12 protein-coding genes are annotated in these 13,273 nt (G+C 61.5%); 7 read left to right on the forward strand and 5 right to left on the reverse strand.

Going from position 1 to position 13,273, the window contains the following annotated elements:
* The first annotated feature begins 106 nt into the window (after positions 1-106).
* Positions 107-1,159, forward strand: coding sequence for an acyltransferase (locus tag PG887_RS19975; RefSeq protein WP_270822730.1), 1,053 nt, complete (start codon positions 107-109; stop codon positions 1,157-1,159).
* 188 nt (positions 1,160-1,347) lie between these two features.
* Here the strand turns inward: PG887_RS19975 and rluB are convergent, their stop codons facing one another.
* From rluB to rnm, 5 genes are all read right to left on the reverse strand, one after another.
* The gene (gene rluB / locus PG887_RS19980) at positions 1,348-2,271 is read right to left on the reverse strand and encodes a 23S rRNA pseudouridine(2605) synthase RluB (RefSeq protein ID WP_042074648.1); all 924 of its coding nucleotides are present in this window, start codon (positions 2,269-2,271) and stop codon (positions 1,348-1,350) included.
* On the reverse strand, positions 2,264-2,956 hold the full coding sequence (gene scpB, locus PG887_RS19985) for an SMC-Scp complex subunit ScpB (RefSeq protein ID WP_043759282.1): 693 nt from the start codon (positions 2,954-2,956) through the stop codon (positions 2,264-2,266). The genes rluB and scpB overlap by 8 nt, the downstream gene beginning before the upstream one ends.
* Before the next feature lie 41 nt (positions 2,957-2,997).
* Positions 2,998-3,873 (reverse strand): segregation and condensation protein A, encoded by an 876-nt coding sequence (locus tag PG887_RS19990; RefSeq protein ID WP_270822732.1) that lies wholly within the window; start codon positions 3,871-3,873, stop codon positions 2,998-3,000.
* On the reverse strand, positions 3,866-4,486 hold the full coding sequence (locus tag PG887_RS19995; protein ID WP_010673702.1) for an L-threonylcarbamoyladenylate synthase: 621 nt from the start codon (positions 4,484-4,486) through the stop codon (positions 3,866-3,868). The genes PG887_RS19990 and PG887_RS19995 overlap by 8 nt, the downstream gene beginning before the upstream one ends.
* 125 nt (positions 4,487-4,611) lie before the next feature.
* On the reverse strand, positions 4,612-5,493 hold the full coding sequence (gene rnm / locus PG887_RS20000; protein ID WP_270822734.1) for an RNase RNM: 882 nt from the start codon (positions 5,491-5,493) through the stop codon (positions 4,612-4,614).
* 424 nt (positions 5,494-5,917) lie between these two features.
* On the opposite strand from rnm, the gene PG887_RS20005 reads away from it, so the two are divergent.
* From PG887_RS20005 to trpA, 6 genes are all read left to right on the forward strand, one after another.
* Positions 5,918-7,552, forward strand: a complete 1,635-nt coding sequence (locus PG887_RS20005) for an anthranilate synthase component 1 (protein WP_041213211.1) — start codon at positions 5,918-5,920, stop codon at positions 7,550-7,552.
* 80 nt (positions 7,553-7,632) lie between these two features.
* A complete protein-coding gene (locus PG887_RS20015) occupies positions 7,633-8,232 on the forward strand; it encodes an aminodeoxychorismate/anthranilate synthase component II (RefSeq protein ID WP_039039194.1) in 600 nt (199 codons plus the stop codon).
* A 10-nt stretch (positions 8,233-8,242) separates the two neighbouring features.
* Complete coding sequence (gene trpD / locus PG887_RS20020; RefSeq protein WP_010673697.1) at positions 8,243-9,256, forward strand: anthranilate phosphoribosyltransferase; 1,014 nt, start codon at positions 8,243-8,245, stop codon at positions 9,254-9,256.
* Positions 9,256-10,761 carry a bifunctional indole-3-glycerol-phosphate synthase TrpC/phosphoribosylanthranilate isomerase TrpF gene (gene trpCF / locus PG887_RS20025; RefSeq protein WP_270822736.1) on the forward strand — a complete coding sequence of 502 codons (1,506 nt, stop codon included), beginning with the start codon at positions 9,256-9,258 and terminating at the stop codon, positions 10,759-10,761. Before trpD ends, trpCF begins: the two co-directional genes overlap by 1 nt.
* Before the next feature lie 65 nt (positions 10,762-10,826).
* Entirely contained in the window at positions 10,827-12,020 is a 1,194-nt protein-coding gene (gene trpB / locus PG887_RS20030; protein ID WP_052814848.1) for a tryptophan synthase subunit beta, read from the forward strand.
* Entirely contained in the window at positions 12,017-12,823 is an 807-nt protein-coding gene (trpA, locus tag PG887_RS20035; RefSeq protein ID WP_039039197.1) for a tryptophan synthase subunit alpha, read from the forward strand. The genes trpB and trpA overlap by 4 nt, the downstream gene beginning before the upstream one ends.
* Positions 12,824-13,273 lie beyond the last annotated feature (450 nt).

The following is a 13,273-nucleotide window of genomic DNA, read 5'->3' on the forward strand; positions in this document are numbered from 1 at the left end:
AAGCAGAGAAAGTCGATACAGAACAGGACCTTGGAAGGCGTTTTAAATGGACTCGCCGCTTAAGGTCCTGTACATGAACACCTGATACTGTTTATTGAGATTACATATGTCAGATAAAAGCAAAAAAATCTGGGTAGAATATGTCAGAACTTTCGCCATTCTTGGTGTAGTCATGCTACATTCCGCTGCCCCAATACTATATAAGATGAAATATATATCTGAGTACTATTGGTGGATAGGAAATATCTATGATTCTATAGTAAGATGTAGTGTTCCATTATTTTTCATGCTGTCTGGATACCTTCTTATAAACAGAGAAGAAAATGTTAGTGACTTTATTAAAAAGAGAATAAATAAAGCAATAATACCTTTGCTTGCATGGTCTATAATTTACATAGCATGGAGGATTTTCTATGAAGAAAGTCTAGAACTCTCTCCAAAGGCATTATGGAGTATAATTTTATCCCCTGCTTACAACCATCTATGGTTCATGTATGCAATTGTAGGCTTATATCTATCCATGCCTATACTAAGAGGAATGATGATTAATTTGGATAGAGCTCACTTGATTTATTTTGTTGTTTTGTGGCTGTTCGCTTATTCAATCATCCCTGCAATAAGATTAATCACGGGGGTCGTTTCAAATATAGATCTAAGCATGTTTGCAGGAAATGTAGGATTTCTGGTTCTTGGTTTTTTATTGGGTAATATAAACCTCCCCAAAAACACGCACATTAAAATATTACCATTACTCATCACTTCTATCGGAGTAACAGCTTATGGCACCTTTTGGTTGACTAAAAATAATAGTGGGATATATTCCGGTTACTTTTACAGCTACGCTTCACCAAATGTAATTTTTATGTCAGCAGCGTTATTTGTTATTCTTAAACACCTTATTGAGTCATGCCACACTATATCATTACATAGAATCACACCATGGGTGTACTCAATATCATCGGCAAGTTTTGGCATATACCTTGTCCATCCTATTTTCCTTATGCTATTAGACAAAGGGAATCTAGGGTTTGTACTGAACTCTCTCTCCGGAAATCCACTATATTTTGTTCCTGTAACAACTTTTGCAGTATTCACTCTTTCATATTTATTTACTGTAGTTGTGAAAAAAATACCTATAATAAAACATATTGTTCCTTGATAGAAACTTCGAGGCATAACGTCTTAGAAGACGTTATGCCGTTCTTCATGATGTCAGGCACAAAAAAAGGCCAACCTTCTAAGGTTGACCTTTTCATTTCAAATCCACATTAATAATATCTACTTAGATCATACCAGCGTGAGAATTTACTGGTTTGGGTAGATGGCATCCTATTCGTGACGCCGGACTTACTTGCTGCCGGTGCCGGAATTGCGGGTGGAGGAGGTCGGCTTGCGACGGGCGGTGGTGCTGCGGGCGCGCGGCTCCTTGCCCTGCATCTCCTTGTGGCGCTTCACGGCGCGGCGGATCTGGGCGGCCTGCTTGTGGCGACCGGCCTTGCCATCCTGCTGCAGATCGACCTTGGACTCAGTTTCGTTGGGCAGGTTGACCAGGCCGCGCAGGTAGTTCACCTCGGGGAGTTTGAGCTCCTGCCAGCCGCCGCGCGGGATGCCGCGATCCAGGGTGACGTCGCCGTAGCGGATGCGCATCAGGCGGCTCACCTGCACTTCCTGGGACTCCCACAGGCGGCGCACTTCCCGGTTGCGGCCCTCGGTCAGGGTGACGTTGAACCACTGGTTCAGCCCCTCGCCGCCGGCCGGCTTGATCTTGTTGAACTTGGCCATGCCGTCTTCCAGCTGCACGCCCTTGCGCAGGCGCTGAAGCATGGCTTCGGTGATCTCGCCAAAGACGCGCACCGCGTATTCCCGCTCCACCTCGTGGCTCGGGTGCATCAGGCGGTTCGCCAGCTCGCCGTCGGTGGTGAACAGCAGCAGACCGGAGGTGTTGACGTCGAGACGGCCGACCGCAATCCAGCGGGCGCCATCCATCTTCGGCAGACGATCAAACACGGTGGGACGCCCTTCCGGATCATGGCGAGTACACATCTCCCCTTCGGGCTTGTGGTACGCCAGCACGCGGCAGATCACTTCCTCTGCGGCGCGGGTCTTGACCTGGTGGCCATCCACCCGGATCACGGCGTTCACTTCGACGCGATCCCCCAGCGTGGCGACCTTGCCATCCACGCTGACCCGACCTGCGGTGATCAGGGCCTCCATCTCACGACGGGAGCCTTGACCCGCGCGGGCCAATACTTTTTGCAGTTTTTCACTCATCGGGTTTACCTGATTGTTGATCGCTGCCCGCCGACATCGCGGACAGCATGGATGTCTGTGAGGCCGCCTCGCGGGCATCCTCACCATGTTCATGCGCAAGACGGCCCGCAGCGGGCCGCCCATCGCCTCCCTCGTCCGGCATGAGCGACAAGGGATGGGGCAGTTCGGGATCCAGCTCGGGGAGCTGCTCCAGACTCTGCAGATTGAAATAGTCCAGAAATTCGCGGGTGGTGGCGAGCAGCTCGGGACGACCCGCCACCTCCTTGTGTCCTATGCTGCGCACCCAGCCGCGCTCTTTCAAGGTGTTGACGATCTGGCTCGAGACCGCCACCCCGCGGATGGCTTCTATCTCGGCCCGGGTGATGGGCTGACGATAGGCAATCAGGGTCAGGGTTTCCAACACGGCGCGGGAATAACGGGGCGCCCGCTCGCTCCACAGGCGAGACAGCTCCTCGGCATACTCCTGGCGGGCCTGGAAGCGCCAGCCGGAGGCGACCTCCTTGAGCTCGACCCCCCGCGTCTCATAGTCTTTCTTGAGCTCCGCCAGCAGCAGCTGCACATAGCGGCCGGTGACCGGGTAATCCGCCAGCACGCTGCCCTTGAGCTCGCTGACGTTGAGCGGGCGCCCAGCGACGAACAGGGCCGCCTCGATCAGGGTCTTCAGCCGTTCAGCGGGCAGCGCCACGACAGGCCTCCCGGGCTGTGCCCATGGCCGTGAGCGGCCGCTCAGTGTACATGTTCATGCGCCGTCTCCTGACTTGCCAGGGCAAAGTGGATGGGCCCCAGGGGCTCCGCCTGCAAAATCCAGATCAATTGTTCCTTGCACAGCTCCAGCAGGGCCAGGAAGGTCACCAGCACCCCCATGCGCCCCTCCTCGGCCCGCAGCACCTGCTCCAGGCGCAGGGCCTGGCCCAGGGAGAGCATGGCGAGGATCTCCGCCATCCTTACCCGGGTCGGGATCTGCTCGCGGCGGATCTGGTGATGTTCAAAATGAGTCGCGCGTTTTACCACACTTTGCATGTAAAGGGCGAGTTCAACCAGAGAAACATCGGGCGCCAATGGCTTCAAGGCACCAAAATCCGGCGCCATGGCGGCGGCGACGAAGATCTCCCGCTCCACCCTCGGCAGGGCATTGACCCGCTCCGCCCCCAGCTTGTAGCGCTCGTACTCCTGCAGGCGACGAATGAGGGTGACGCGGGGATCTTCTCCCTCCTCCTCGTCTTCCAGCTCCGGGGCCTTGGGCAGCAGCAAGCGGGACTTTATCTCCGCGAGCCAGGCCGCCATCAGCAGGTATTCCGCAGCCAGCTCGAGGTTGAGGCCCTGCATCAGATCCACGTACTCCATGTACTGGGCGGTGATCTGCAGGATGGGCAGGTTGAGGATATCGAGCTGCTGGCGCCGGATGAGGTAGAGCAAGAGATCCAGCGGCCCCTCGAAGGTGTCGAGAAACACCTCCAGCGCATCGGGGGGGATGAACAAGTCCTGGGGCAGCTCATGGTAGGGCTGCCCCAGCACGGTGGCGATGGGCGGGGGAAGGGAAGCCTCCCCCGTCGTGCCCGCGGGGGTTGTCAGCGCGGGCACGGGGTCGGCAAGATCACTCAAACGGCGTCGGATCCCCGGCACCGCGGCGACGCAGCACGGGCTCGTCGTCGGAGAAGTCCACCACAGTGGTGGGCTGCTCGCCCAGATACCCGCCGTTGACCACCAGATCCAGCTGCTTGCCGAGCTTGTCGGCAATTTCCTCGGGGTCGAACTCCGCCATCTCGGAGCCCGGCAGGATCAGAGTGGTGGAGAGCAGCGGCTCACCGAGGGCCTCGAGCAAGGCCAGCGCGATGTTGTTGGCCGGGACCCGGATACCGATGGTCTTCTTCTTCTCGTTCATGAGGCGACGCGGCACCTCCTTGGTGGCCTTGAAGATGAAGGTGTAGGGTCCGGGGGTGTTGTTCTTGACCAGCCGGAAGGCGGTGTTGTCCACCTTTGCATAGGTGGAGATCTCCGAGAGATCACGGCACACCAGGGTGAAGTCGTGGTTCGGCTCGATGCGACGGATGCGGCAGATGCGCTCCAGGGCATCCTTGTTGCCCATCTGGCAGCCCAGGGCGTAGCCGGAGTCGGTGGGATAGACGATGACGCCGCCGTTTTGCAGGATCTGCACCGCCTGGCTGATGAGGCGAACCTGGGGATTGTCGGGATGTACGTAAAAATGCTGACTCATATGCTCTTCTCGCGATAGGGGGCACGCTCGTTGCCCGCTTCATGGTCAAGGGCCCCTTGGCCCATGACACTACCTTAACCTGTTTGACGCAGACTCGCCTGCATCAAAGATGCCGGCCCGGGGGGTCAGCGGCTGGCCAGCAGGCCCGCATGCTCCTCGGGTGTGAGCCCAAAATGACCGGGGTGACCCAGCCACAGCGGCATCCCCTCCTTGGGGAGCCAGAGGTGGCGGCCAAGCTCGGTCCAGTTGGAGGGGAAGTGAAAATCGGACCCCACCGAAATATAGAGATCGTGCTCCCTGGCCCACTGGCCGAGATTCGCCCGCTCCTGTGGGCTCTGCTGGGGCAGGGAGACCTCCATGGCATCCCCCCCGACGGCCTTGAAGGCCACCAGCAGCCGCTTGATCCACTTGGCGGTGAGATTGTAGCGGCTCGGGTGGGCCAGCACCGCCAGCCCGCCTGCGGCGTGGATGACCTCGATGGCCTCCCCCATCCCGGGCCACTCGGCGGGCACATAGCCCTTGTTGCCCCGGCTCAGGTACTTCTTGAACACCTTCTGCATATTATCGGCCACCCCGCGCGCCACCAGCACCCGGGCAAAGTGGGCCCGGGTCACGGCGGCGTCACCGGCAAGCTGCTTGGCCTCTTCATAGGTGCCCGGGATGAGGCACTTCTCCAGACGACGCCCGATCTCCTCGGCGCGCGCCTCCCGGCGAGCCCGCTGCCCTGCCAGAAAGGCGAGCAACTGGGGATTTTTCTCATCCACCCCGAGGGCCACGATGTGGATCTCGTGATGCTCCCACCCGGTGGAGATCTCCACCCCGCTCACCAGGCGCAGTGGCAACTGATCGGCCGAGATGGTCTGGCGCACCTCCTCAAGCCCGTCGAGGGTATCGTGGTCAGTGACCGCTAACACCTCCACCCCTTTTTCGGCGGCGCGGCGCACCAGGTCGGCGGGGCTCAGCACCCCGTCCGAGGCGGTGGTGTGGCAATGAAGATCGAATCTCATCGGCGTGTTTCGCTCTTGTTTGGGACCTGCCTGGAAAAGGCCGGCAAAAAAGCGACTTGACTTGGCCGCGGCTTTATCGTTTTCTGTAGGCACTTCATTGCAAACATCTTTTTACAGGACTCAATCTCATGCAAGCGACTTCCATCCTGACCATCTGGTGGTGGCACACTCCCTGACATGCGGGCGTGTGGTCGTTGCTGTACCTGTAATCTGACAGCAAGTTAAGAACCCAAAGAAAAAGCCCGCTGACCCCAGCGGGCTTTTTTATTATCCGGCAAATGGACCTGTGATGAAACCGACAATTCAGAGAAGCACACTGACATGGCGATGGCGAACTCGCTGACGTGACCCGAACCCGACCCATTTTCAAGAGAGACAGCGCCATGACCATCGGTGACACACAACACATGCAAGGGAAGGCATTATGACAGGCAACAAGACCCGTTTGCCCCTGGGCGAATTCGATACCATCCGGCTCAATGCCCCCTATGTGACAGACCCCCTGGCACTCTATACCCGACTCTGCCAGGACAGACCCAACAACCTGCTGCTCGAATCGGTGGAGATCGACTCCAAGGCCGGCACCCAGAGCCTGCTGCTGGTGGACGCCTGCCTGCGCATCGAGTGCCGCGGCCGCGCCGTGCAGGTGCGCCCCCTCGGCGACAACGGCGCCGCCCTGCTGCGCCTGCTGGAGCAGCGCCTGCCCGCCGTCATCACCCAGACCCGGGTGGCGGACGAGCTGCACCTCGACTTCCCGGCGTCCGATCGGGAGCTTGACGAAGACAGCCGCCTCAAGGGCAGCAGCGTGCTGGACGTGCTGCGCACCCTGCAGAGGGAGCTGCAATGCCAGCAGGGCAAAGAGGCCCTCTTCATGGCGGGCAGCTTCGCCTACGACCTCATCGCCTCCTTTGAAGACTTGCCCGAGGTGCCAGAGGGGAGCAACGACTGCCCTGACTACTGCTTCTATGTGGCCGAGACTCTGATCACCATCGATCACATCAAGCAGAGCACCCAGTTGCTGGCCTGCCTGTTCGGCGGTGAAGAGGATGAGCAACTGGACGCGCGCTACGCCCGCCTGACCGCTCGCCTCGAGTCCTTCAAACAGGCCTGTCAGCAGCCGCTGCCTGCGCCACAGGGCACGGCGCCGCTGACCGGCGCCCTGGCCGTCGACAAGGGGGACAAGCAGTTCTGCGCCGAGGTCGAGAAGCTCAAGGGCTTCATCCGCCGTGGTGACATCTTCCAGGTGGTGCCGTCCCGCAGCTTCTCCCTCCCCTGCCCGGATCCCGTCGCCGCCTATCGCCGCCTCAAGCAGACCAACCCCAGCCCCTACATGTTCTACGTGCAGGACGAGGGCTTCACCCTGTTTGGCGCCTCCCCCGAGAGCGCAGTCAAGTTCTGCGCCAACAGCCGCCAGGTGGAGATGTACCCCATCGCCGGTACCCGCCGCCGCGGCCTCAACCCGGACGGCAGCATCAACCTGGATCTGGACGGCCGCATCGAGCTGGAGCTGCGTCAGGACGAGAAAGAGGTGGCCGAGCACCTGATGCTGGTGGATCTGGGCCGCAACGACATCGCCCGCATCTCCGCCCCCGGTACCCGCTACGTCAAGGATCTGCTGAAAGTGGATCGCTACAGCCACGTCATGCACCTGGTCTCCCGGGTGGTGGGCACCCTTCGCGCCGACCTTGACGCCCTGCACGCCTACCAGGCCTGCATGAACATGGGCACCCTGACCGGTGCCCCCAAGCTGCGCGCCAGCGAGCTTATCCGCATGGTGGAAGGCAAGCGTCGCGGCAGCTACGGCGGCGCCGTGGGTTACCTGAACGGCGCAGGGGAGATGGACACCTGCATCGTCATCCGCTCCGCCTTCGTGAAAGAGGGGGTCGCCCATGTCCAGGCCGGCGCCGGGGTGGTCTATGACTCCAAACCCCAGGCCGAGGCGGACGAGACCCGCGCCAAGGCGGCGGCCGTGCTGGCCGCCATCGCTGCCAGCCATGGCACCTCCCTGCAGGCCCTCAGCGCCCAGCAGGAACAACACAAGGACGTGAGCCATGACTAACATCTTCCTGCTCGACAACGTCGACTCGTTCACTTACAACGCTTTGGCCGACCAGTTCCGCACTTCGAAGGAGCAGTCCCATGACTAATATCTTCCTGCTCGACAACTTCGATTCATTTACCTACAACCTCGTCGACCAGTTCCGCACCCTGGGCTACCCGGTGCGCATCTACCGCAACAGCCTGCCTGCGAGCCGCATCATGCAGGAGATCGACGCCTGCGAAGGGGACGCCGTGCTGGTGCTCTCCCCGGGGCCGGGCGCTCCCCATGAGGCGGGCTGCCTCATCGATCTCATCAAGCTGGCCCGGGGCCGGGTGCCCATCCTCGGCATCTGCCTCGGTCATCAGGCCCTGTGCGAAGCCTACGGCGGCACCGTCGGGGCGGCGGGGGAAATCGTCCACGGCAAGCGCTCCCTCATCGAGCACAACGGCCATGGCGCCTTCGCGGGGCTGCCGAGCCCCTTGCCGGTGGCCCGCTACCACTCCCTGGTGGCCACCTATGTGCCACAAGAGTTGCAGGTGATTGCCCACTATCAGGGCATGCCCATGGCCATCGAGCAGCGTGACGAGCGGGTGCTGGGCTTCCAGTTCCACCCGGAATCCATCATGACCAGCGAAGGGGCCCGCCTGCTCACCCAGGCCCTCGCCCATGTCACCCGTCCAGAAAGCCACGTGCGGTAAGGAAGAGACCATGCATCAACATCTCAACACCCTCTATCAGGGTCAGTCTCTCACCCGCGACGCCGCCCGCGACGCCTTCGGCCAGGTGGTTCGTGGTGAAGTGGATCCCATCGTGCTCGCGAGCCTTTTGACCGCCCTCAAGATCAAGGGGGAGACCCCGGAGGAGATCGCCGGCGCCGCCGAGGCGCTCTTGGCCGAAGCGCGCGACTTTCCGCGCCCGGACTATGCCTTCTGCGACATCGTCGGCACCGGAGGGGACGGCCTCAACACCATCAACGTCTCCACCACCTCGGCCCTGGTGGCCGCCGCCTGCGGCCTGAAAGTGGCCAAGCACGGCAACCGCTCGGTCTCGAGCAAGTCGGGGTCGAGCGACCTGCTCGATAAAATGGGCATCAAGCTCGACATGAGCCCGGCTCAGGCCCGCCGCTGCCTGGACGAGCTCGGGGTCTGCTTCCTGTTCGCCCCCCAGTACCACGCCGGGGTGCGCCACGCCATGCCGGTGCGCCAGGCCCTCAAGACCCGCACCCTGTTCAACGTGCTGGGGCCGCTTATCAACCCCGCTCGCCCCAGCTTCCAGCTGATGGGGGTCTATGCCCCCGAGCTGGTGCGCCCCATCGCCGAAACCCTGCTGGCACTCGGCCTGAAAACCGGTATGGTGGTGCACGGCGCCGGTCTCGACGAGATTGCCATCCACGGCCCGACCCAGGTGGCGGAGATCCGCGACGGCGAAATTCGCGAGTACTTGCTCACCCCGGCGGACTTTGGCCTCGACACCTACCCGGTCAGCGCCATCCAGGGCGGTGAGCCCGAGGAGAACCGCGCCATCACCGCCGCCATCCTGGAAGGGCGCGGCAGCCCGGCCCACAACGCCGCCATCGCCGCCAACGTGGCGCCGCTCCTGGTGATGGCGGGCGAGGCCCCGGACTTTAGGCAGGCCGCCGCCCGGGTGCTGGCGGTGCTGGCAAGCGGCCAGGCCGCCCTCCTCGCCCGGGATCTCGCTACCCTGAGCCATCAGGAGGCATGATGTCAGCCACCACCACAGCGTGCCCCAGGGGCACTCACCCAGAACGCCCGACGGGCAACAGCCAGCTTCGCAAGGATAACGAGATGTCAGATGTCATTGCTCCCCACGCCTTTCTGAACATGGCCTCCATCAGCCAGACCATCCTCGGCAAGATCGTGGCGGCCAAGCAGGAGTGGGTCGCCGCCCGCAAGGAGAGCCAGCCCCTGGCGAGCTTCCAGGACGCGCTCACCCCGAGCGATCGGGACTTCGAGGGGGATCTGCGCAAAGGCTCCACCCGCTTCATTCTGGAGTGCAAGAAGGCATCCCCCTCCAAGGGCTTGATCCGCAACGACTTCAGCCCGGAGGCCATCGCCGACATCTATGGCCACTACGCCACCGCCATCTCGGTGCTGACGGACGAGAAGTTCTTCCAGGGGGATTTCGCCTTCCTGCCCCGGGTACGCGGCCGCGTCCAGCAGCCGGTGCTCTGCAAGGACTTCATGATTGACCCCTATCAGGTCTATCTGGCCCGCCACTATCAGGCGGACGCCATCCTCCTGATGCTCTCGGTGCTCACCGACGACGGATATCGTGCCCTGTTTGCGGTCGCAAAAGAATTGGGCCTCGGGGTGCTCACCGAGGTGAGCAACGAGGAGGAGCTGACCCGCGCCATCGACCTCGGCGCCCCGGTGATTGGCATCAACAACCGGGATCTGCGGGATTTGAGCGTCGATCTTGCCCGCACTCAGCAACTGGCGGCCAGGATCCCGGGGGATCGGGTGGTGATCAGCGAATCCGGCATCAACCACCGCGCCCAGGTGGCGGCCCTGCGCCACCACGCCAAGGGCTTCCTGGTGGGCTCTTCCCTCATGGCGGAGCCGGATCTGGAGGCCGCGGTGCGCAAGCTCGTGCTCGGCCAGAACAAGGTGTGCGGCCTGACCCGTCCCGAGGACGCCGCCGCCGCCCATCAGGCGGGGGCCGTGTTCGGCGGCCTTATCTTTGTGGCGAAAAGCCCGCGCTACGTGGACATTCCCGCCGCCCGCGCCGTGATGGCGGGTGCGCCGCTCTCTTACGTCGGGGTGTTTCGCAATGCCCAGCCCGCCACCATCGCCAAGACGGTGGATGCGCTGGGGCTCGCCGCCGTGCAACTGCACGGGGATGAAGATGCCGCCTATGTCGAGACCCTGCGCCCCCTGCTGCCGGCAGGCTGCCAGATCTGGAAAGCGGTTGGAGTCACAAGTGGCGAGCCCCTGCCCACCCTCGACTACCCGGCGGATCGCCTGCTGCTTGATACCAAAGTTGGCAGCCAGAGCGGCGGCACCGGTCAGGCGTTCGACTGGGCCCTGCTGGCCCATCTCGATAAATCCAGGCTGATGCTGGCGGGGGGCCTCAATCCCGACAACGCCCTCGATGCCGCGCAAGTGGGCTGCCTCGGCCTTGATTTCAACTCCGGGGTGGAGAGTGCCCCGGGCAGGAAGGATGCCCACAAGCTGGCGGCTGCCTTTGGCGCCCTGCGCCAACTGTGAGCGCCCCCATGACTCATTCAACGAATTAATGAACTGCGTTTGCCCATAAGCACAAGGAATAATGTATGACCCTGCTCAATCCGTTTTTCGGTGAATTTGGCGGTATGTATGTGCCCCAGATCCTCATCCCCGCCCTGCTCCAGCTGGAGAAGGCCTTCGTCGATGCCAAGGATGATCCGGCCTTCGTCGCCGAGTTTCAGGCACTCCTGACCGAGTACGCCGGTCGCCCGACGCCGCTCACCCTCACCCGCAATTTGACCAAGGGCACCAAGACCCGCCTCTATCTGAAGCGTGAGGATCTGCTGCACGGCGGCGCCCACAAGACCAACCAGGTGCTGGGTCAGGCCCTGCTCGCCAAGCGCATGGGCAAGCACGAGATCATCGCCGAGACCGGCGCCGGTCAGCACGGCGTGGCGACGGCGCTGGCCTGCGCCCTGCTCGGCCTCAAGTGCCGGGTCTACATGGGTGCCAAGGATTGCGAGCGCCAGAAACCGAACGTATTTCGCATGAAGCTGATGGGCGCCACCGTGATCCCGGTGCACTCCGGCTCCAGCACCCTCAAAGATGCCTGCAACGAGGCGCTACGGGACTGGGCTGCCAACTATGAAACCGCCCACTACCTGCTCGGCACCGCCGCCGGCCCCCACCCCTTCCCCACCATCGTGCGGGAGTTCCAGAAGATGATCGGGGAAGAGGCCAAGGCCCAGTGTTTCGAGAAGGAGGAGCGGCTGCCCGATGCGGTGATCGCCTGCGTCGGCGGCGGGTCGAACGCCATCGGCATGTTTGCCGACTTTATCGATGAGCCGTCGGTGCGCCTGATCGGCGTCGAGCCGGGCGGTCACGGCATCGAGAGTGGCGAGCACGGCGCGCCGCTCGGTCACGGCAGCAAGGGGGTCTTCTTTGGCATGCACTCCTACCTGATGCAGGACAATCAGGGCCAAATTCAGGAGTCCTACTCCGTCTCGGCGGGGCTGGACTTCCCCTCCGTCGGCCCCCAGCACGCCCATCTGGCCGCCATCGGCCGCGCCGAGTACCCCTCGGTAACCGACAAGGAGGCGCTGGACGCCTTCCAGGAGCTGGCCAAATCCGAAGGCATCATCCCCGCGCTGGAGTCCTCCCACGCTCTGGCCCATGCCCTCAAGATGGCCCGCAGTGAACCGGAAAAAGAGCAGGTGCTCATCGTCAACCTCTCCGGCCGTGGCGACAAAGACATCTTCACCGTTGCCGACATCTTTGAAAAAGAAGGAACCTTGTCATGAACCGTTACGCACAACTCTTTTCCCGTCTGGACAAGGCCAATCAGGGCGCCTTCGTGCCCTTCGTGATGCTGGGTGACCCCACCCCCGAATTGTCCCTGGCCATCGTCGATGCCCTGGTCGAAGGGGGCGCCGACGCCCTCGAACTCGGCATTCCCTTCTCCGATCCGGTGGCAGACGGCCCCACCATTCAGGGCGCAGCCCTGCGTGCCTTTGCCAGCCACACCACCCCGGACGACTGCTTCGGCCTGCTCGCCCGCATCCGCGCCAAGTACCCGCAGCTGCCCATTGGCCTCCTGGTCTACGCGAACCTGGTCTATGTGCGCCACATCGACGGCTTCTACGAGAAGTGCCAGCAGGCAGGGGTGGACTCCGTGCTGGTGGCGGACGTGCCGGTGCAGATGTGCGAACCCTACAAGGCGGCCGCCGACAAGTTCGGCATCGACAGCATCTTTATCGCCCCGCCCAACGGCGATGCCGAGACGCTCAAGGCTGTTGCCGAGCTGGGCTCCGGTTACACCTATCTGGTGAGCCGCGCCGGCGTGACCGGTGCCGAGACCAAGGCCGGCATGCCGGTGGAGGGGCTCATCAACACCCTGCGCGAGTTCAACGCCCCCCCCGCCCTGCTCGGCTTTGGCATCAGCGAACCGGCCCAGGTGCGTGACGCGATCAAGGCTGGCGCCGCCGGTGCCATCTCCGGCTCCGCCGTGGTGAAGATCATCGAGACCCACCACCAGAACCCGGAGCATATGCTCACTCGTCTGAAAGAGTTTGTGGAAGGGATGAAGGCCGCGACCAATAGATAAAGTCGGGTATGGGGTCGGCTGTTTGTGGCCCTGAGTTATCAGTTCACATAACCACGCCATAACCATGAGAAAGGGAGCCTGACCGGCTCCCTTTCTTTTTGTTGCTTCTCCCCGCTTGCAGCTCTCGGCGTGTTGCCCCCTCTTCCTCCGGGAGAGGGCTGGGGTGAGGGTAGCTTTGCATTCTCTGCCAAATGAGTTTGTCTCTCAACCCACGCCTCAATGACTAATTTATTGATCCAACACAGATTACCGCCAAAGCCCCCTTCTCAACTATCAGCATCGCCCTTAAGATAGCCAAACGACAATCAATCTCTCGGAAGAGCGCCATGAAAGCGATTGTTGCTATCTCGCAGGTTAACAGCAGCGCACTGGGGGCGGCGTTTTTCAAGATAGTTGTCGCGCAAAGCTGTTTTAAGCAGCCTCTTTTTGCTCCGGCTCGGGTTTCTCGGG

Origin of the sequence: Aeromonas sp. QDB14 (assembly GCF_027707845.1) — a bacterium.
Classification (GTDB): Bacteria; Pseudomonadota; Gammaproteobacteria; order Enterobacterales; family Aeromonadaceae; genus Aeromonas; species Aeromonas caviae.

Excerpts from the sequence above, each read along its gene's own strand:
- rnm (WP_270822734.1), bottom strand. The coding sequence starts at position 5,493 with ATGAGATTCGATCTTCATTGCCACACCACCGCCTCGGACGGGGTGCTG.
- PG887_RS19995 (WP_010673702.1), bottom strand. The coding sequence starts at position 4,486 with ATGAGTCAGCATTTTTACGTACATCCCGACAATCCCCAGGTTCGCCTC.
- trpD (WP_010673697.1), top strand. The coding sequence starts at position 8,243 with ATGCATCAACATCTCAACACCCTCTATCAGGGTCAGTCTCTCACCCGC.
- rluB (WP_042074648.1), bottom strand. The coding sequence starts at position 2,271 with ATGAGTGAAAAACTGCAAAAAGTATTGGCCCGCGCGGGTCAAGGCTCC.
- PG887_RS19975 (WP_270822730.1), top strand. The coding sequence starts at position 107 with ATGTCAGATAAAAGCAAAAAAATCTGGGTAGAATATGTCAGAACTTTC.
- trpCF (WP_270822736.1), top strand. The coding sequence starts at position 9,256 with ATGTCAGCCACCACCACAGCGTGCCCCAGGGGCACTCACCCAGAACGC.
- PG887_RS20005 (WP_041213211.1), top strand. The coding sequence starts at position 5,918 with ATGACAGGCAACAAGACCCGTTTGCCCCTGGGCGAATTCGATACCATC.
- trpA (WP_039039197.1), top strand. The coding sequence starts at position 12,017 with ATGAACCGTTACGCACAACTCTTTTCCCGTCTGGACAAGGCCAATCAG.
- PG887_RS20015 (WP_039039194.1), top strand. The coding sequence starts at position 7,633 with ATGACTAATATCTTCCTGCTCGACAACTTCGATTCATTTACCTACAAC.
- trpB (WP_052814848.1), top strand. The coding sequence starts at position 10,827 with ATGACCCTGCTCAATCCGTTTTTCGGTGAATTTGGCGGTATGTATGTG.